We start from the raw sequence: 19923 nt of genomic DNA on the forward strand, positions 1-19923 counted from the left end.
AGTCGAGGCGGAATTATCGTCTCCCTCACCCTCCTACGGCTCGCCTGCCGCCGAGACCGTCTGGATAAACCCATCAACAGGTTGCCCGATGCTCAACGGCCCGAGCAGCTTCGACACGTCCGGCCATACATGGATGCAATAGAACAGACGCACTACATCTAGATGAGAACAAAGCCCGGCCATGCTACTGGCGCGCGCTTTGCGAATCACGGGGTGCTGTGCTGAACGTGGGCTACAAGATATCGGCCCATTCTTCTGTTTCGAGCCTTCGCACCTGACGGGCCCCCATAAAATAGCTGGAGATGCCATGGTCGTATGCGGCATCGAAAATGCACCGCCCGCACAAAGCGGTCAATTCAACGCGCGTATCACGGGAAAAGTCTTCAGCACTTGAAAACCAAAGGGCGAAGACCTTGGCTCCGTCTCGAGGCTCGGCCAAGCCAGCAATCGCTTCGAGGCGGTACGCAGATGAACCGTCCGCTTTTCGAGCCGACGCCCTCTTTCCATAGTCGGCTGCAACTGCCTTGTGCGCGGCCCGGTACGCGGAGAACGCCTTCGTCTGTAGGTCGGCAGGCGTTTCGTCATCGACTGTCATGCCCGCCAGTTGGTACAGGAACGCGATGTCGACGCTGATTAGTTTTGTGGTGCTCTTCATGTTCTCAATATCTTACGGACGCCGAGCGTTCCTGCCTACCCTGCGCTCGCAACGGCGCAAGTCGCGTAGGTGTTGGTCGCCGTCGTCGGCGAGGTACCCGCACAACATCGACTCGGAATCATTGGTCCTTTTTAGCTCGCCAGAATGCCTGTCACGCATGCCGCTCGCCGAATCACGGGACGAACAACGGTACGAGAACAAAGCCCGGCCGAGTCATCGGCACGGGCTTCGTGAATCACGTCGAAGTCGCGCGTCACCGAAGTGGGCGCACCAACTCTAGCACCATGGGTAGTAAATGTACTTATTCCGATTCTTCAATTCCTTCTTGAAGCTCTTCGGCTCCGGCTTGGTAGGGCGGACCTTCACAAGCTCCGACGGGAGGTGATGGATTGCCGTACGGAAATGAATGTCCGCCCGCGTGTCCAACGGGTGAGGCTTGACGAAGTCGAACTGCGAGAAGGTGTACAGCGAGCACATCCATTGAGCCATCTCGGCGTCGAGCATGATTGGCAGCCACGAAGGGAGCTCCGCCATGTCCAGCGGGAAGTCAATGTCGAAGCTGCCTTTCTCCGTTTCGACACGCACGCTGTACTCGTCCATGGCGAAGATGGCGGCAGCAATCGTCGCCGGATGACTCGTCGCCAGCAACCTGACCTCGTCCAACAGCAGTTCGCCAATCCAAACGTTCTGGCAGTTCCGGAAGAACGTCAATTTCAGCATGTCTAGTTTCCTCAAAGTTGGCCTGTATGAACCGTATAGCAACTCGGCGGATGCACTTCGGTTCGAGCGATAGTTCCCGCCGACGGCCGGCAGGAGCGCGTTTTCAAGTTTTCGATTGGAATGAGAGGGCGTTGCCGGGCGCGACAGCGCAATAGGAACGCAAAGCTTGATGCGGACGTGCGTGACCACGGCCGGCGCGACGACACCGGCAGTCCCGACAGCCCGGCAAGCCGCTTCCTGGGGCAGCGATGCCGCGAGGCTCGGCGCCTGTGTCATGTGCGGTTGAATCCCGACGCGGCCCAAGCGCCCGCCTCGGCAGCGGAAAGCGCTTCGTCGGCCGGTACCCACCGTGGACCAGCGGGCGTGTGCACCGCCACCGACAGATGGTACGCTTCGAGGGCAATGCCGATGTACGTGCCGAGGCGGCCGAGAAATGGGTGGCTCGCCCAGATGACCTTGCGGCCAGGGGCGCTCGAGAGATTACGACGACGGGATTTTCTGCTGCTGGATGCGGAACTCTGCTTCATGTGTACCTCGGCGCTGTGCGCGAACGAATCCATCGGCCGGCGACAAGGTCGCTCGGAACTTTATGTGGATTCGCTGACAGCAGCGAGGTAACAGAGCTCGCGAAGAAGTGCGAACGCTTAAAAGGTAACCGACGACGGTAAATGTCGTCAAGAAAAATAGTTGGCGATGCCCGGGGCAGTCGACTAACCGACGGACCACGACTCGACGGCCGCTACGGGAGCCGCAATCCCGCAACCCTCGAAAAGTGAGCCGTCGGCTTGCGTGTCGCGAAACGCCGTTGGACCGGAAGCTTGCTCCTTTGGTACGTGCCTCCGTAATCACCTAGCGAGAGGTCGCCCCCTTACCCAGGGGGGACTAGTGCTCGACAGCCTTGGCCAAGTTATATCCGTCAGGCGGTCGGCGCATCAATAGCAGCAGCATCGATTAAGAACTTCGAGCGGTCATCGGCCGCAGCGAGCCATGCAGGCGCCGGACCGCGCCCACTCCAAGTTGCTCCGGTTTCCGGATTGAGATATTTGGCTGGCTGCTTGCCCTTTGGCGGTCCCTTTCGAACACGCAGTGTCGCAGTCGCTGATGCCTTGCTTTTCGACTTCGGTAACGTCGTCCCAACGGCCGCCCCAGCGTTCTCGTCGGCTACAATCGAAAACTTCGCTCGGTCCTTCGCATTCGCAATCCACGCCGGCGCGCGACCGCGACCTGACCACGTAGCGCCGGTCTTCGGGTCACGGTACTTGGCGGGCTGCTGCCCTCGAACGTAGTTGCCTTTGCTTTTAGCCTTGTCGCCGGCAGACGCCGGCATACCCGCTACATTTCCATCGACAAGAAAGCGGTCGCGATTCTTTGCATTCGCTATCCAACTCGGAGCCCGTCCACGCCCGCTCCATGTCGCGCCACTCTTTGGGTCCTGGTATTTCGCAGCGACGGATGAGGTTTGCGTGGTGGCAGGCTTACCGCGTATTGCTCCATCTTTATTGTTGCCGACGTAGGCCTCGATGTCCTCCACCGAAATCCCATTCTTACTCATAAGCTCGGCGATACGACCGAGCACCACCGAGGCTTGCTTTGCTTTCATTGCTTCGGCTTGTTCCTGCAACCGCTGAATTTTTGCTTGGATTGCTTCCAAGGTCGGCATGGGTTCCTCTCAAGAAAACGATTTCGATGCACTATGCCACGGCCGCAATTGTTTTCCCACCTGAATCGAGGCGCTCAGATACTAGGCGCGCGAATCCTACGGTGTCGGCTTTGAATGGACACTGCGGGCGCGCTGCTCCGACGCTAGAGCCGCCTTCGGGCGACTCTACTTATCGGACACATGCAGGCCGCGCCCGACATGGGTCACGGACCCGGGGTAGCGGCGATTACGTTGCTATCGAGCCAAGCGCCTGTGACGCGATGAGCTTCGGCAACGGGTCGCATTTGCACTGGCAGAGGTCGTTCTCTAGGGCGACTTGCTTGCCCATCACCGTCATCGTGCGCGGCGAGCCGTCAGTGATGATGACGCACTCCGCACCACACGCAGGGCAGTCCACTGGAGCTCCTAGATAGGCCAGGGGCTGGCCCTGTAGTGACGAATTTCCGATACCATCCTTGACGACTCCGTCACGGTCCGTCTTGTCTCCCTTTCGAATGAATCGGCGATTCACGAAGCGACTCCTGTTGCCTGCTTCCGGGAGGAATTGCACGCGCGCTCGACGTCTTCGGGCCACACGGGCTCACGGCAGGTCAGTTGCGCTAGGTAGTGCACTGTCGCTTGAATGAGGCTAGGAAGTGCTGTCACGGCGAGTAGCAACAAAAATGCTGGATTTCGAGACTGAATGATGTCGGGGACGTCCTGAAACTGCATCTTCAAGGAATTCCGGAACGATATTTTCGTGCTTAAAAACTCGGTCACCGGAGGCACAGATGACGGACCATCCTTCATAAACCGCCGATAGAATTCAAAATTTCCATAGAGCAAATCCATTACTTGCTGGCCTGCCGCACTGGTTTCCTCAGCAGTCAGCACGACACGCCGTCCGACCGAGAACGTATCAACGACTTGTCCATTGCCGTCCAGAACAAGGCATCGGATGAGACGCGGAGCGGTCCGTGCGAGCCCCGCGCGTGGTTTGCGCTCGACGTAGAAGAACGCTTTGTCCCAGGGTATCGACAGTACGCCACCAGGGCCGTTGTGACGAAACACATACACCGTTTGATTCAGTCGGTTGAAACGAATAGGCTTTCGCGTGTAGTTGAAGCAGTCACGCGTCAGGCCCCAGATACCCACCCCGAGCAGGCAAAGCATGACCACCAAAAAGAAGCCAAGGAGTCCGTGAATGATTCCCAGTTGTCCGCGCTCTTCGTACACGGGCGGGATGTGGGTCATCATCCGCAATATGCCAGCGGTGCCTGCTAACGAGAAGCTGCCCGGCAACAGGAATCCCAGGAGACCCCAACCCTTTTCCCTGAAGTTGGCATCCGAAACCTCAAGGTAAGCGTTGCTCATCGAAAAGACAGTGTTGCCATCCTTGGGCGCATCAGAGCACGACTCGGACGTCTGAAGACGCGCGGCCACTTCCTCTTCTGCGACCGGCCTGTTCATCCGATACCAAGATAGTCCATCAAATGCCATTTTTTCTGCACCACAAGGACGCGCTCTCAAGGCTTGGGTGAAGCGAATCTAGACTATGTCGTGATGGAACCCATGGCCTGTGATGCGATAAGCTTCGGTAGCGGGTCGCATTTGCACTGGCAAAGGTCGTTCTCGAGAGCCACCTGCTTTCCCATTACGGTCATAGTGCGCGGCGAGCCGTCGCTGATGATTACCCCCTGCATCCCACAGGCAGGACATTGCACCGAGGCGCCCAAATAAGCCAGGGGCTCGCCTTGGAACATCGACTGTGCAACGCCGTCGATGACAACACCGTTTCGGTCTGTGGTGTCGCCTTTGCGGATGAATCGTCGCTTCATTTCAATCTCTTGTTTCAGCAGCATCGGGGGTCCTCGGCGCGTTCATCCAGCGAGCCGCCACCGAGTTCCAAAACGCCTTGGTTCTTTGCCGTCACAACAACGCGGCTCGGGCATGTTGGGGCTCGCGTATTTCTCTGTTTTCCGGCTGGTAGGACTCTACATAGGAGCTTGACGCGTCTCCATCGTCACAGCGGCTTACGATGCAACTCCCTGCGCCACTGTCGCCGACGAATTGCACGCGCGCTCGACGTCTTCCGGCCAGCGGGGTTCCCGGCAGGTCAGCTGGGCAATGTAGTGCGTTGTTCCCTCGATAAAACTCGGAAGCGCAGTGACGAGTAGAAGCAACCACAATGCAGGATGACCTGACTTGACGATGTCGGGCGCGTCCTCGAACTGTAGCTTCAGCGAGTTCCGCAATGACACTTTGGTATCGAGATACTGCGTCACTGGTGGTACGGCGGTCGGCCCTTCTTCCATGAACCGTCTGTAGTATTCAAAGCAGCCATAGAGCTGGCCCATCACTCTCTGACCAAGAGGGCTGTTCTCATCCGTTGCGAGCACAAATCGCCGTCCCACCGAAAATGTATCGACGACTTTTCCATTGTCATCCAGCACAAGACAGCGAACGACGTACGGCGCAGTTCTTGTTAGCCCCGCCCTTGACCCTCTTTCGACGTAGAAAAACGCCTTGTCCCACGGGACCGATAGGACACCTCCTGAGCCGTTATGCCGGAATACGTACACCATTCTATTGGCGCGGTTAAAGCGCACGGGGTTTCGCGTGTAGCCGAAGCACGCTCTCGTCAGCGCCCACACACAAACCGCGCATAGGCAAAGCATGAACAGCAATAGTGGACCGAACACCGGCAACACGTAGCCGGATTGCCCATGCTCCCTCACCGCTTCCGGCGGAGAAAGTATCACCCACAACACGAATGCAGTAGCTGCGAAAGCCCCCATTCCCGGCAATGCGAAGATGACAAGCCCTCGCCCCTTGTCCCGGTAGTTGCCGTCTGAAGCTTCTAGGCAGGCGTCGCTCATCGAAAAGACCGTATCGCCATCCATCGCCGTCTCGGAACACGACTTTGTGGTCGAGAGGCGCGCAGCGCTCTCCCGCTCAGTTACTGGCCGATTAAGCCTATACCACGACAGTCCGTCGAATGCCATCTCTTCACTCCACTAGGAGACTACCGCAACGAGCGCTTTGCAGTCCTCGTCCAGAGTCTGAAATCTCTCTTCTGGGGCCTTTTTTCCGAAATAACACTGCTCGAGCCACTCGTAGACTTCTCGCTGCTTGAAGTAGCTAATGGCCACCCCTATCGCTGCCGCAAGGATAAGCAACGGCAGGGCCACGATGGCTGCGGTTGCAGCGGGAAGAAATACAGTCACCGCCAACGCAATCCCTACGCCCATTGACAGCGTGTATAAACCGGCCAGCAGCACGTTACCATGTTTGACTTCGTCGTACGCATGATATCCGTCGATGGCGGCCGCAACGAGCCCAACGATTGCGCCGCCATACATCCCCACGAACTGAAAGCGACCACCCCATTTCAGCAATCCCTCTGAAATCCTAATGCCGCCCTTCTCGAGTTGCTCAATCGTCGCCGAACTGTATTGTGCGACGCTTGCCACAAGCCCCGCACACGCATTTTTGAATTTGATGTCGTTCTCGGTTCCGTTGAAGCTATTCGATTTTTTCAACTCGGCGCGAGCAAGGCGCAAGTTGATAGCGTTGAATATTGCTCCAATGCCAGCATAAGCTGGCTCCCCTCGGGCAAAAAGCCGAAACTTCGGCATATAAATCTTTTCGACGACTTCTGGCGTCAGCGTCGCTGCTGCCATTTTTGTCGACGTTCCAGGGCCTACTTTGATGCCGACCATAGCGGCTGCTTCGTCCGGAAGGGTCTCGACCGGAACGAACTGCTTCGCCTTGACCTCCCAATCGGTTTCGCCGGCGGGTGCGGCCTTTTCTTGTAGCCCTTTTTGCAGGTCTTGTACATCGGCTTGCTGTCGTCCAGGCAACATCACCTGCATTTGCCGAGCGATGTAACTGACCCACTGTGCGGGTGAGCCATACACCGGCCTGCACTCGAATGCTTTTCCCGTTCGCATGCACATTGCCGCGTAGATGACTTTTGCCGCCGCCGCATCCACATTCTGAGTTACTGTTTCGACAATCGGGCCACCCGCCTCTTGCAAGAGGTTTGCGAATGAACCGGACAGTGCGCGTGCAATGCCGTGGTCTGCGTGTTTCGCGACTTCGGTCACCTTACTATAGGACTCGATGAGCTTGGCAACAAATTCTCGTAACGGGTCGCTGTAGCTATAGCTTGCCGCCTCTTTAACCTTGTCGGCTAGTATCGGGTGGTTCAAGACCAACCCACGCAGCAGCGGGTTGCGAGTGTCTGTGACATCGCCTTTCGCCCATTTGACAAGCACATCGACCGCCTCTGCGCGGTCGGCCGCACCTTCAATGCAACTAGCAAGCAGGTTTGTGTAACCGACACCGCTGCGACAATCTCCGGCCTCATAATCGAACTGAAAGACGTCCAGTAGCGCTGAACTGGTTAGCCATGCCTGATGGTCCTGCGATAGAGGGACAAGCGTATTCGTTTGCTCTTGCTTCAACGCATCAGCCATCTGGCTTTGAAAATCGGTAATCGCGGTCGGTCGGTAGTGATATGTATATGGCCTCCATGCGTCGGTGCCGGCGGATACGAGGTCCGCCTTCTTCATCTCCTCGATGCTTTTCAGCTGCTTTTCGAGTAGCTTACCTCCATCGAATACAGCGGAGTTGCCTAGTCCGTCATAGGCACCGAACTCCATCAGACGAGCGCCACTTTCCACGTCTTCGTTGGCTGAGGCGATGATGGATTTCCGCATCGCGTCGATTGCGCTAGCCGTCCAAATGCCGTGGCCATAGGGCGCCAGGACAGCGCCAAACGCTGCCCGTTGCTCAAAATTCAATTCCTGCGTGATGCCGGCCGGGTCCCACAATGCAAACATCAGCCCCTTGTCGGGCGTAATGGAGTCCATCGCCTTCTTGAGGTCTGGTCCTTGCCCTGAGCGGTCGTGATATACGAAACAGGCAGTCGTCAAGGCGTCCGGTGGACTTCCCTTGTACTCGCACAGAAGGCCCGCAACGTTCGTCACATTGTCAGCATGAGGCTGCTTTGTGTTTCCGTTGAACCAACCTGCCGCGTCGAATTTTTGCATCCGTTTGTCGCGGCAGCCCATGATGTTTGTCGCGTAAGCGTCACGAACCTTCTTCGTCCACCGCTCGTCGCTGAAGGCGATGTAGACGACACCAGCCTTTTGCGCATCCTCGATGGTTATGCACTGCGCGAGCTGGGCGTGTCCTGCTTGCTTACAGTGAAACGGCTGCTCTAGGCTACGGTCGATGTTCATATCTGGCGGGAATTCGTACAGATTCCCTTCTGCCGTAACGGCATACGCCTGCCAGCGGCCAGTCTTCGGATAGAACACGTAGACGTACCCGTAACGTAGCGTGCGCAGCGTGTACTTCGCCCTTTTCAATGCGACGCTCATCACGCCATCGCCGAATTTGCCGCCCATGAGCCGCACCGCGCCGGACGCACTATGAGCCTTGGTGTCGGCGAATGCGGAGTAACGGACCGGCAAGATGGGAAGACCCTTTTTCTTGCACATGTTGCAGCTGCCAGACTCACGCGTTGGCGCTTGCAACGCCGATGTGGTCAGTTGACTGATACTCGAGAAGTCGAAGTCGTAGGCCATTTTCTTTTTCGATTCACATTTTGGACGTCGCGGCGGTCATTGGTACCGAATGCTCTCTCGCGCAATGGCTTCCCAGTCGGGCTGCGCCCAACGCGCGACGGTTTCCGCGTACGGTTGCTTTTCCGGTTGCTGCAGCACGGCCTGCACTCGCGGATGGCGGTCGAAATATGGAGAGACGACGGTGCCATGAAGGGCGAAAGCGAGCAGGTCGCCACCGGACAGGCCGTATGTCTCCCCCTTCGCCAGTTGGGCGTCAATCAGCGAGGGCATATCGGGCTTGATTGCCGCACCATTGCTGCGTAGCGTCTCGAGCGCACGCTCGATGACCTCGATGCGGCCCACTTGTGCGTACTGTGCGCTAGTCAGCGCAAAGTCATCACTCGGGACCTTCGCGCCCTCCACCGTCACCCATCCATCCTGACGGTCCAGATAGGTCCACCGTCTGACCGGGCCCATCAGCGCTCCCAACTGCTCGTGTTTCAGTATCCATCGGAGGTGCGCGAAAACACGGGGGTCATAGAAGCGGAAAATCGCCGTCCCGCCATCATGCTTTGGCAGCGCCAGGCGAGTTGAAAGATGGGCATGCAGCCGATGCGTCGCCTTGTCGCACTCAACGATGGCGCAGATAACAGGCGGTGCTCGCGAGGTGAGAGCATGCTCAGCTCGCTCGCGCAGCGTCGGCAGTTGTTCGTCGGGATGTTCGGCGCAATGAAGAACCGGTGCATTACCGGCCAATTCCGGTCTCTCTTCCGGCACGAGTTCGCCGACGGGATAGACCGCCGGAATATCGGAAAGCTCCAGCTTCCCGTTGAGGGGTTCAACGATGACGTAATGAACCATTGGTGGCCTATACGAGTGCGGCGCCGGACTGCGCAGCAGCGCCCATCTGCTGGGCGCACGACTTGGCCGGTGCAAGTTGTGCGGAAGCATTCTCGCTAGCGGGCCCGTCGAAGACATGCTGCGCCCCCTTGACCTCGACCGTCCCTGGCGCGTGCACGTAAATATTTCCCCCCGAGAGCCGGATGGTTGCGCCGCCGGCTCTAAGCGTGATTTCCTTTTTCGCCATCACGTCCACTGCATCGGCGGTAGAAACAACCTTGACCGTCTTATCCGCCGTGATTTCAATGTTGTCCGACTGCGCTTGCACCTCGACCTTGCCCTTGCCTGCGAACAACTTTATTCCAGCGTTCTGCACGAAGAAGCTCAACTTCTCGCCGACGCTCGCAATCCATGATTTCGCGGTCGAGATGTAGGTGCTCGAACCACTCACGATATTGACGTGTTCGGTCGCCGCCGCATGCAGCGACTGCTGAGTCGACAAGCCCATACCCGCAGGGCTGGCTAGCAGCATGATGGGCTGCGAGAAACCGTTGGCTGCGCCGGTACCGCCGCCCGCCGTGCGACCGCCGCTCTGGCTACCTTGAACCTGGCTTTGTGTGGCCGACGCGAAGTCTTTGATAGCGCCTTGCGCTGCGTCGAGTCCTTCCGCTTTCGCGTCGACCGCTGCGAGCGACCGCCGCTGAATGACGCCGCCGGAGTCGATTAGATGCTGAGTGGCCTCATTGACGTCGAGCAGTTGGCTAGATGTGCCGCCCCGCGCGTAGGTCGAAACGTAAAGCCCTTGTCCTGCCCGTAACGTTCCCCAAGAGTCGGTCTTAAGGTCAAAGCCCGTGCCGAGATAGCTCCCGCGAGTATTACCGGTGTGGTCAATGAGGTACCCGATGTGCAGGTACGAATTGGCCGTCGAACTATAAATTTGCGCGCGATTTTGCCCCGTCGAGTCGTCAAAAACCAACTGGCTAAAGCCTCGTCCGCCGTATTCCTTCGACTTGAAACCCGATAGCAGGCCATTCGTATGCCAGTGAGGCGTGTTGAGCCCGTTGAACAGCACTCCCGTGATAACCGGACGGTCGCAATCGCCGTCGACGTAATCAATTGCGACCTCGTGGCCGACTCGAGGCACGAAGACGCCGCCGAATCCGCCCCCAGCATTCGGCGAGACGACCCGCATCCAGCATGAGGACGACTGGTCGTTGCTTCCGAGCCGGTCCCAATGCATCTGAACCTTCACGCGATTCAGTTCGTCGGTGAATATCTCTTCGTTCGCGGGACCAACAACGGTGGCCGTCTGCATATGCATAACGGGCTTCGTGTGCTCGAAGGGACTGCGATACGGTACTCGTCTGCGTTGCGCCTCGATTTCGACCAGGAAAAAGCTTTCGTTGCCGTTCTCGTCTCTGGACGTGAACAGCGACTGCATGTCCTTGTATTCAGCTCTCACGCGCGCCATTTGGCGTTGCAAGCTGTGCGGAAACGGACGACTGTTGCCCAAGGGCAGATTGTTTTGAATGCACCACGCGACCGCGATAGTGGCGAATTCCTGGTCTTGTGCTTTATCCGAGTCGTGTTCGGGATGGTTCTTCAGGTGGAACCACCGCCCCGCATCCATGCATAGCACGCTTCCTACGCCAAAGAAGCGCTTGGTTCGCGACTCATACTCTTCAAGGCGGTACTGGACCGCGAGCGAGCCCCGGTCATTTCCCCCCTCTGCCGGAGGGAAGCTGTAGTGCCCGGCGTACTCGTAGACCTCAAGTTCACTAGGAACGTCGCCGTGCTCGTCCGTCGATTTACCCGACCGTTCCTTCGGCCAACTCGGCCTCTTGTAGTCGGGCGTGCGCATACCGTAGGCAACGCTTTGGAGAATGCGCTCGCTGCTCCATTCCACGAGAGCATCGGCGCCAGTTCTCCTGTCAGCGCGGTAAAAAGCGACGTCCTGCGTGTCAAGCGGTTTGAAGCGGAACATGTCGTCGGTGATGACGACCGTATGCGACTTCCCGTCCTCTGCCTGCTCTAGGTACGTGAACCATCCCTCGGACTCCATCAGTCGATGGACGAAATTGTGGTCGCTGTCGTACTGCGTGCAGTACGAATGCGTCGCGCCGCGACCATGCAAATCGAATCGGTAGTGCCCGCGCGCATGGGAGTGGCCTTCAAATACCTGGGCCAGAATGTCCGCTGTCGTGCGGTTTTGGAAGATTCTCGCGTCCTTCCGATGCTGTAAGAATCGCATCCACGACGAGAACGAAAGCTGGTAGTAAGTCATGCCCCCATCGGAACCGAGTTTTCTCGTCGCGAAAACGAACCCGTGATAGGGAAGGTAGGTGTTGTCACGCTGGCGGACCCATAACGTGACGGACTTCGCCATCAGTTTCTTCAACTCGATAGCTCGCTCGCGGGACACAACGTCGACCGTCATGTCGAACTCGCGCCCGATACGCGACTCGCCCACGACTCGCTGTGGTAAGAGCACCTGGGACCCCAACGGAGACTCCAATATCAGCGCTCTGTTAGCTTGCTCGATTCCGGTCTCGAGCATGAGTGAGCGAGCGGACCTACCCATATCGATTAACCCCTCTCAAACTGCACAGGCAAATTAAAAGAGGGGAATCATAAGTTAAAAATCCAAGCATTTACAGTGACATAGCTTGTTTCCAAACAATCCCAAAGCCGCCGACCGCCTCCTCGGAAATTTATACCGAATGAAAGCGTGTTCATTTAATGGTCATGTCGAATCAAGCACTTTTTACTTGAAGATGGCTTACAACTCCATTCTCCCAAGTTTCAAGAGAAGTCATCCCCAAAATGCTTTGAGGCATGAATCGAAAGCGGTGCATGTGCGAACCTTCGCATTGCGGCTCCGCCGTACCGCTCGTGGTAAGGAAGGGCCCTGCGAGAGGCATGCACCAAAGTCTCGACTGAGCAACCAGTTTTGGCCTCGCACTCGGCGACAATTTGTTGCGCGAATTCGTTTGCGGTTAGGCCCCGAAATCGCGTGTATCGGTCGGCGCCGTCCTTCGCCTCGCTCGGTTAGATGACCCACTTGTCGGGCGCGGTACCGCAACTGAACTGCTCGATGTCGAGGGCGAAATGACCACGAGCTGGAGCTTCGACGGCAAAATATCCTAGCAGGACCCTCAGAAGCGCTCGGACATCCTCGGATTCTTCTCCGTTCACCTTCCCTTTTACCGAGCGCGGGCACGCCCCATCGTGACCCGAATTTTGGAAGCGTTTTTGGGCGCGACAAAGTCCGAATGGATGTAGTGCATCGAGTACGCGGATTACTCGTCATCACGAAACGGCGCGCGAGGCATGCGCTACCTGTTAGCTGAGTCAGTACCCGCCTGCCGAGACTCCGAAAGCTTCCATGTTGAATAAGTCATTCAACTCGGCTGGACCAACCGCTGCAGCTGTGGCAATGGCAACAGCAAAGGGGGAGACCTACCCGGGCCTCCGGAGCCTTGGGGCATGGAACGGTATCGAAGACGATGGCGGTATCGTGTTCACGGACATGCCGACCGTCGGCGGCTTATGCACATGCGAGTTGGACCCGGACGGTATCCCCGGGCTGCAAGAGTCGGATACAGTTGCGCAGATTGTCGCCGATGTTACTTCCATCTGGCCCGCTTCAAGCATCCAGGTGGGACCCTACAAGTACTTCTCGCAACAACAGGTCTTCGAGCATCGCCTCGGGGTTGCATGGATGCTCTATTTACCCCAAACGTTGACGGTCGACCAAGTGCCGAAAGCTGGCGCGCTCGTACCCGTAATGGATGGCAAGAAGAGAAAGGGCACTGTTATCGTCAGCGTCACAGATGAAACGTTTTCGGCCGACAACCCCGACCATATCAGGCTCGCAAACGCTATCGAAGTAAGACTCGTAGACCAAGGCTTTGTGCCACAGTTCATGGAGCGGTGACCGTTATGGAAAAGGGGCGCTCCCTGTTCGAAAGACAGTCTTTGGTAGATGATATGGCAAGGCAAGGCTAATATGTCTTGCGTATCGCCTAGCAACTAACCCTGATAGAGACCATGGATAAAGTAAAAGTACAGTCACTCGCTGTTGGGCATGGGGAATGCACGCTGATTGAATTTTCAACAGAATTGCATCCACCATTTCGCATACTGATAGATGCCGGGGCCAGATATCCCAATAAACTGGATGAGCTTATCCTCAAACCACACAAAATCGACTTACTCGTTCTGACCCATGTGGACGACGACCATCTTGGCGGCATGGAAGAGGTCGTAGAAAAATTTGAGATTGGCGCCTATTGGGGGCCCTGCCTGGCAGCTTTTAAGCGATATGAGTGGCTGTTCGAGGCTCGCGTTGCCAAAGGAATTGCTCGCGCGGGCGACCTCGAGGCCAAGCTTCGGGAAAAGCAAGTCTCAATTATCAATCCGGTCGAAAATTTTTCGCTTAGAGACGCAACCGGAAAACTATTTATTGAAGTGCTTAGCCCCCCGGGGCGCGTGATACGTGAGCTCCTCACTGCCCCTCGCTTCGAAGACGTGAGGCATCTGTTTGAAACATCACCGATGCCGTTGCAATACCTGCTTCTCCCGGAGGTTGAAGGTGGAAATGATGGTGAAATCGTCCCTGCGGCATTAAGCCATACGCTAGCCTCCGGCTACGTCGCCGTCGATGAAGCAACCCGACTGCCTCCAATAGTGCCATTGACTCCTCAGGCAACCCAAAAAATAAAAAATGAGTTCGTCAAGGCTACTGGAGTTGCGCCAGAATTTTTCGGAAATTCCGTCCTGAACGACACATCACTCGTTGTGCGCATTACCGCAAATTTGGACGGTCGGCACTACCGCAGAATCCTCCTCGCCGGCGACCTGGAAAACTGGACCTATCTTGCTGGCAAGTATCCGAATGGACTCCATTGCGACGTCGTCAAAGCTCCGCACCACGGGGGACGTCTATATTTCGAGCGCGACATAGCATGCAATGAGGTCTCGGCGTGGTTGAAGGCGCGTCATTTCATAGTCAGCGCGAACGGCAGGCATAAGTTGCCGAGGACGGTCTTTAGAGACGCTGTACGACAAACCGGCGCATCACTTTTTTGCCCCAACGTGAGGACAAAGGAAATTGTCCGGCAAGCGCCGTCAACAACTGCGGGGGCGACCCATGATTCTTGCTTTGCTCTACACGACTGCAATAAAGATGCACAAAACGATATAACCTTGGAAATGACTGCCGAATGCGAACAGGCCAGCCCACCGCCTTGCGTTCAAGGTTTCTCCGGCACTAGCAGCGCCCCAATCGTTGTGCTTACACAGCGCATCGTCGAGCCAGATGAAATAATCAACCGCTATACCACCGGCGAACTGGTCAAGACGGAGAAGTGGATTGTCAGCAAACTTCGCGAGTGGCACAGGTGTCGAATGCGACGGCACCCTGCGACCGGGTGGCAACGCGCAAGCACGAATGAATTCGGGCTCGACGAGCTCGTTTCGGAAGCGCAAGGGGAAGACATGTTTCAGTTTTCCGAAAATCCGATTCCCGCAATTCGATATGCCGCTGGCAACGGAAATATTTGGCTCAGCGCAGATTTTGGGTATCGAACTCCACATGAAGACGTGCGCGTTTACCTATGGCCAAAAGAAAATGATTTAAAGCCCATCTATTCCTGGGCCGCGAAGCATATTGCATACATTTTTCCGTTTAAGCAGGACACCTGGTCCGTCAGCTCGGTCAGAGAGGCATTACGTCAAATCGATTCGTCGATGGTCGAGGCGAAGATAGAGTATCAATTCGGGATGCCCGTGAAAGTCATTGAACAAGTCATCTGGCCAGCAATCGCCAGCCGATTGCTCGCCGGCGGATGGCATCTGACGGCTTTTAGACGAGCTCGCTACGGGGCCAGTGGCGAACTTGTACTGGCCACACTGACTCCAACGCGGTATGCGCCCGATTACGCTCCCTTTAGTGAGCCAGACGTGCTCGATAAAATGCTCAGTGGCGAGCTGATGGACAACCCCTATAGATTCGGACCGACGGAAATCTTCGATAACAACATGAGAGATGTCGTATTCGGGCGTATCAATAAGAAGGGCCTTTGGCTGAACTGCGGAAGCTTAGACGGATGGCAGAACGAAATAACGGTGGGTGAAGCGCTTACACGCAATCACACGCCCGAGCTTCTATAGGCGAGCGAACGAGGCGAACTCCCCACGAAGCGAGCGCTCATCCGCGACTATTCCGGTAGTCGAGGGAACCTATGGTTAGCTGGTGAGCGTTACTAGTACGGAGTTGCTCAGTTTCCCGAAATGTGAGAACCGGCAAGCAAGCAGAGGGCTTGTCTTGGCCCTCTGCGCTGCGGCAATTGTAAGCTGTACAACGCTCGCATCATGGTGAGTCCGTTTTCAAGGACGTAACGAGCGAACACCGGGGGTAAGCATGGTCTCAGCGAGCGTTAGCAGCAGGCGTGTTCAACGAAGCGCCAATGATTTGAGAGAGGCGGACATACATCTCTTGCTAAGCGCCCCCGATGGACTAGCAGATTTGTTGAGCAAGTTCGATTCCGCCGAAACGGCAGGCATAATCGAGTCACTTGCCGGTCACCTGGACGTTGCCACTCAGATTGATGCCATTGGGTTCATCGACCAACTCACGGTTCATTGCGCAGATGACGAAGGGACGGAACGGACGTCGATACGGAGCCTTAGCCGTGCAGTCGCCGCGCTCGTCGCCCGCTGTATGCAATTCGTCGACGAAGAGGATGCCGAAATCATTATCGAGTTTGTCTCGTCGGCGCCTCTCATCTATGGATTCGACCTTCTTTGTAACGTCGGCCCCGCACACGGCTTAGTTCGAGGAAGCACCGCCAAAAAACTCGGCAGGGCTAAGCGGCATATAGCCTACGGCAAGGCAATCGAGCACGCAATCGAAGTCTGGAGACAACGGGCCAAGCGAGTGATTGAGTCCGGCTATGTAATGGAGGAAGGCGACCTGTTCGTATTTCTTGATGGCCTCGCGCGCCTCGGGGCCGGCGCCACGGATGCGGACGCGCTTGCCGCGCTCGGAGAGTTCTGTTCGGAAGTGCCTGGCGGATTCGCGCACTTTCTCGAACGGGCCCGCAAATGCTGAGGGGCAGCGTGATGTTCGTCGCCAACAACTTGGATACGGGTGTAATTGCCCCACCGCCAGTCATCGCGGAGCAATACTCGACGAAGGCTGGCCGAGCGTCGCTCCCCTTGGAGGTTTATTGCACGGCACCTCTGTAGTTGCCTTCGAACAGGGGCAAAGTCAGTTCTACGGTTTTTCGCAAGACCGTGGCTACACTTTGCACAGGCGTTCCGCTTGTGAACAAATAGGACGGCCCGGCCCTCAAGAAATTGAGGAAGCGGTCGATAACGACGAACTGGCACGCTCACTGTGCTATTTCTGGTAAAGGGGAAATGGTCGTGGAATACGATGAAGAACAGGCTGGCATGAGTCGCGCCGCTGAACGGGTTGCGCTGGAGGGCCTCGAGGGGCTGATTCAAGAGGCGTTTGAAGCAAACGGTTTTCACGGCGTGATGCAGGCGTGCCGCAAGGTCCTGGAGCGCTATGACGCGGCGTTCAACGGGCACGAAAGCCAGATTGTGGAAATTTCCGATACGGTACGCCGCACCACAGGCGCGATGCATATCAGTCTGACGGCTGCACCGGAGCTGCGACAAGCCCTCCAAAAGGATGGCGTTCAGGCATTGCTTTGATGATTCGAGAGCCCCGCCAAGCGGGGTTTTCGCTTAGTTTTCTTCTGCCGCCAACGCCCGTCGCGTCGGTAAGGGCGCGATGTCTCCCCGGTATGTTAATCCCCCGGGGCTCCCAGCCCCAACATGGACACGGGGTGCCATACTGGTGCCGGTGCCGATTGTCCCCACCCCCGCCCTAGTGTGGGTATCAGTAAAGGCCGTACTATGACGGAGTCGACGAGCGGGAGGCGAAGATGTGCTACTCGGCCCAAATCAAAGCGGACTACCGAAGTTTCGTCAGGACCTATGGCGCGCGTATCGACCTCGAAGAGTTCACCAAGCTGTATTGGGCGCGAGAGCAAGGTACCGCCCTTTTAATTCCAAAGGCCGTCGACGCAATGTTCCTTGAGCCGCAGATACCCGACGAGCAGCGCATCAAGGAGATGATTGAGCGGTTCAATCGGTCGCAGGCAGCAAAGGTCGAGGAAGAGCTCTTTAAGCAACGCACACGCCTCGCCGACGCTGAACGGGCACTTCTAGCGAAGGTGACGAAGGCCGCAACAGAAAGCAAACGAATTGCAACCAACAAAGTTGAGGCGCTGCGTCGCCGACTCGATGACTTGCGCCGAACGGAACTGCTGGAACGAGACGCTCGAATATTTCCAGGCCACTACGCCCCGGTCATCGTCAGGGAGAACGGCGAGCGCGTCGTGAAGCCAATGCGCTACCAGTGCCGACCTGCCGGCAAGCCCGCCTTCTACGACAAGAAGTTTCCGGGTACGTACAACGCACGTAGGGACAACCTCGAAGGATTTTGGAAGCAGTTGTTCGGTTACTCGCACGGCCTACTGGTCGCCACGGCATTTTTTGAGAACGTCAGTCGGGCGAAGCTCGAGGGCCGGACACTCCAGGAAGGCGAAAAGGACGAGAACGTCGTCTTGCGATTCGAGCCGAGGCCGGCAGAAGACATGTTGGTGGCTTGCTTGTGGTCGCGCTGGTCGGGGAAAGGCGAGCCCGACCTGCTTTCGTTTGCCGCCATTACCGATGAGCCTCCGCCCGAGGTCGCCGCAGCCGGCCATGACCGCTGCATCATTCCAATCAAGCCCGAGAACGCCGACGGCTGGCTTCAACCGGAGGCAGGCAACCTCGCGGCGCTGTACGCCATTCTGGACGACCGAGAGCGGCCGTATTACGAGCATATGTTGGCGGCATAGCGCCCCGGACAAACGGATAACGGGCACCAGCTTTAGTTGTTCATACGCTTGCCCCGATTCGCAACGCAACAGCCGGGTTGACAGCGGCTCGGTCTATCGTCCCCACAGGCGCCCGACGAGTTCCTATACGGGAAAAAGCTTGCCGAAGACCGTATGCCACCCAAGCCTTCTGATTACCGCTCGCCCCCTCTAGATTTTCAGCGATACATAGCCGTCGACCCTGGAAGAAAGGGTGCCGTTGCGGTGCTCGATGCATTTGGCGAACTAATCAGACTGGTAGATGCCGGAAGCAAGGAAGAGCTAGGAGCGGGGGCCGTCATTCGGGTGATTCGAGAGGAATCAACGCATGGGCGGCTTGCTGTTGCTATCGAGCGGCCTCTGGCATTTCGCATCGACAATGCCGCGTCGCTCGTGACGCTCAGTCTCGCAGCTGGAGGTGCTTATGGTGCAGCCGTGGCGCTCGGGGCGTCGGTCGAGTTTCCGACTGCATCGGTATGGAAGCGGAGCATCGGGGTCACGGCTGACAAGACTACGAGCCGAACGCGTGCACGTGAGCTGTTCGGCGATGCCATTCCCACGAGGTGCCGCATCGATAGGTGCGAAGCAGCGCTGATTGCTTACTGGCTTCACCGCAAGTATCAAAACCCCGTCGCAATCTAGGCACGCGAACGAACCCTGCGGAACCATCAGTCGACGATGGGTCCGCGACGTTGGCGACGACGCTACGGCGTGCTGTCGATGACCTCGCACACTTCCCGAAAGCGAGCCAGGTCAATGCCCATTGCAGCCAGCTCGGCGCGACGGTCCGCGCGAGCCCTATTCGCACTCGGCCGGGCGGCATTGTGTGCACTCATGTAGCGCGAGCGACAATACACGCGCAGCGCTTTCACGATGTTCCGTCGTATATCAAGTCCGTCGCCGTCCGCGACGATGCTGTATTCACTCGCGCTGCGAACCAAGCGCATTCCATAGCGCGCGAATGTTGCTTTGAGCACGGATTCATCAAACTCCCGCTCCCGGGCCGCTTTTTCCAGTACCTTCAGGCCAGTTCGGCGTGCGCGATACGCTGCCTGCTGGACGGCTTTGGTCGCACCGTGCAAGCGCGGCTCTTCAGTGATTTTCGCAGCGATGGCGTCAAAAACTGCTTCGCTCATCGGTCAACGTGGTAGTGGTTACCGCACCTACCGGTGCGGGTAGCTCCTCCGACGAACGTCGTCATGACTATGCCTCCACCGTCGCCTTAAGCTCGTCGTACCAGGCGAGTAGGGTCCCGTCATCTGGGGTTTCAAGCCTGAGCACCTTCAGCCCTTGCCTCGCGACCACGTCACCGTTCCTGTCGTTTTCCAGGAGCACGGTGTCGTCGTGGATTCGCACAACGTGCCCAGGTTCATCGTCGTAGTGCACGTAAGGAAAATCTTTGACGAGTATCCGGAAGAGACGTGCAAACGTGGATTTGCCCCCGTACTTCCGGACACCGCCTCACACTTGAGTTGATGATTCGGTCCTGCGCCGGAATTCGCGTGGCGAACGGTATTTCAGCGCGCTATGGGGATGATGCTCGTTATAGTGCTCGAA

Annotated in this window: 17 protein-coding genes; 5 read left to right on the top strand and 12 right to left on the bottom strand. The window is 57.2% G+C overall.

Annotated elements, in window-relative coordinates; all coding sequences use genetic code 11:
* Positions 1-232: 232 nt before the first annotated feature.
* The 11 genes from C0Z18_RS20545 to C0Z18_RS20595 all read right to left on the bottom strand — a co-directional run bounded on the left by C0Z18_RS20545 (position 233) and on the right by C0Z18_RS20595 (position 12011).
* Positions 233-655, bottom strand: a complete 423-nt coding sequence (locus tag C0Z18_RS20545) for a hypothetical protein (RefSeq protein ID WP_102647267.1) — start codon at positions 653-655, stop codon at positions 233-235.
* Positions 656-931: 276 nt separating this feature from the next.
* Positions 932-1651, bottom strand: a complete 720-nt coding sequence (locus C0Z18_RS32755) for a hypothetical protein (protein WP_146014055.1) — start codon at positions 1649-1651, stop codon at positions 932-934.
* Positions 1648-1902 carry a hypothetical protein gene (locus tag C0Z18_RS20555; RefSeq protein ID WP_146014056.1) on the bottom strand — a complete coding sequence of 85 codons (255 nt, stop codon included), beginning with the start codon at positions 1900-1902 and terminating at the stop codon, positions 1648-1650. The genes C0Z18_RS32755 and C0Z18_RS20555 overlap by 4 nt, the downstream gene beginning before the upstream one ends.
* Before the next feature lie 389 nt (positions 1903-2291).
* Entirely contained in the window at positions 2292-3035 is a 744-nt protein-coding gene (locus tag C0Z18_RS33790) for an H-NS family nucleoid-associated regulatory protein (protein ID WP_102647270.1), read from the bottom strand.
* 226 nt (positions 3036-3261) lie between these two features.
* Positions 3262-3546: a PAAR domain-containing protein gene (locus C0Z18_RS20565; protein ID WP_102647271.1), complete on the bottom strand. Its 285-nt coding sequence runs from the start codon at positions 3544-3546 to the stop codon at positions 3262-3264.
* Complete coding sequence (locus C0Z18_RS20570) at positions 3543-4514, bottom strand: DUF6708 domain-containing protein (RefSeq protein ID WP_102647272.1); 972 nt, start codon at positions 4512-4514, stop codon at positions 3543-3545. Before C0Z18_RS20570 ends, C0Z18_RS20565 begins: the two co-directional genes overlap by 4 nt.
* Positions 4515-4567: 53 nt before the next feature.
* The gene (locus tag C0Z18_RS20575; protein WP_102647299.1) at positions 4568-4852 is read right to left on the bottom strand and encodes a PAAR domain-containing protein; all 285 of its coding nucleotides are present in this window, start codon (positions 4850-4852) and stop codon (positions 4568-4570) included.
* Between the two features lie 195 nt (positions 4853-5047).
* Positions 5048-5917, bottom strand: coding sequence for a DUF6708 domain-containing protein (locus tag C0Z18_RS20580; protein WP_332888216.1), 870 nt, complete (start codon positions 5915-5917; stop codon positions 5048-5050).
* Between the two features lie 114 nt (positions 5918-6031).
* Positions 6032-8611 carry a T6SS effector BTH_I2691 family protein gene (locus tag C0Z18_RS20585; protein WP_102647274.1) on the bottom strand — a complete coding sequence of 860 codons (2580 nt, stop codon included), beginning with the start codon at positions 8609-8611 and terminating at the stop codon, positions 6032-6034.
* A 36-nt stretch (positions 8612-8647) separates the two neighbouring features.
* Positions 8648-9451: a DUF4123 domain-containing protein gene (locus tag C0Z18_RS20590; protein WP_102647275.1), complete on the bottom strand. Its 804-nt coding sequence runs from the start codon at positions 9449-9451 to the stop codon at positions 8648-8650.
* A gap of 7 nt (positions 9452-9458) precedes the next feature.
* The gene (locus C0Z18_RS20595; RefSeq protein ID WP_102647276.1) at positions 9459-12011 is read right to left on the bottom strand and encodes a type VI secretion system Vgr family protein; all 2553 of its coding nucleotides are present in this window, start codon (positions 12009-12011) and stop codon (positions 9459-9461) included.
* Positions 12012-12815: 804 nt separating this feature from the next.
* On the opposite strand from C0Z18_RS20595, the gene C0Z18_RS20600 reads away from it, so the two are divergent.
* From C0Z18_RS20600 to C0Z18_RS20620, 5 genes are all read left to right on the top strand, one after another.
* Positions 12816-13367, top strand: coding sequence for an Imm52 family immunity protein (locus C0Z18_RS20600; RefSeq protein ID WP_102647277.1), 552 nt, complete (start codon positions 12816-12818; stop codon positions 13365-13367).
* Between the two features lie 113 nt (positions 13368-13480).
* The gene (locus tag C0Z18_RS20605; protein ID WP_102647278.1) at positions 13481-15604 is read left to right on the top strand and encodes a ComEC/Rec2 family competence protein; all 2124 of its coding nucleotides are present in this window, start codon (positions 13481-13483) and stop codon (positions 15602-15604) included.
* A 358-nt stretch (positions 15605-15962) separates the two neighbouring features.
* Positions 15963-16544 (top strand): hypothetical protein, encoded by a 582-nt coding sequence (locus tag C0Z18_RS20610; protein ID WP_146014057.1) that lies wholly within the window; start codon positions 15963-15965, stop codon positions 16542-16544.
* 317 nt (positions 16545-16861) lie between these two features.
* Positions 16862-17155, top strand: a complete 294-nt coding sequence (locus C0Z18_RS20615) for a hypothetical protein (RefSeq protein WP_146014058.1) — start codon at positions 16862-16864, stop codon at positions 17153-17155.
* A gap of 233 nt (positions 17156-17388) precedes the next feature.
* Positions 17389-18348, top strand: a complete 960-nt coding sequence (locus C0Z18_RS20620) for an SOS response-associated peptidase family protein (RefSeq protein WP_102647281.1) — start codon at positions 17389-17391, stop codon at positions 18346-18348.
* Between the two features lie 722 nt (positions 18349-19070).
* On the opposite strand, the gene C0Z18_RS20630 is transcribed toward C0Z18_RS20620, so the two are convergent.
* Positions 19071-19502: a hypothetical protein gene (locus C0Z18_RS20630; RefSeq protein WP_102647283.1), complete on the bottom strand. Its 432-nt coding sequence runs from the start codon at positions 19500-19502 to the stop codon at positions 19071-19073.
* Positions 19503-19923: the final 421 nt, after the last annotated feature.

The sequence above is a fragment of the Trinickia dabaoshanensis genome, assembly GCF_002879885.1.
GTDB lineage: Bacteria > Pseudomonadota > Gammaproteobacteria > Burkholderiales > Burkholderiaceae > Trinickia > Trinickia dabaoshanensis.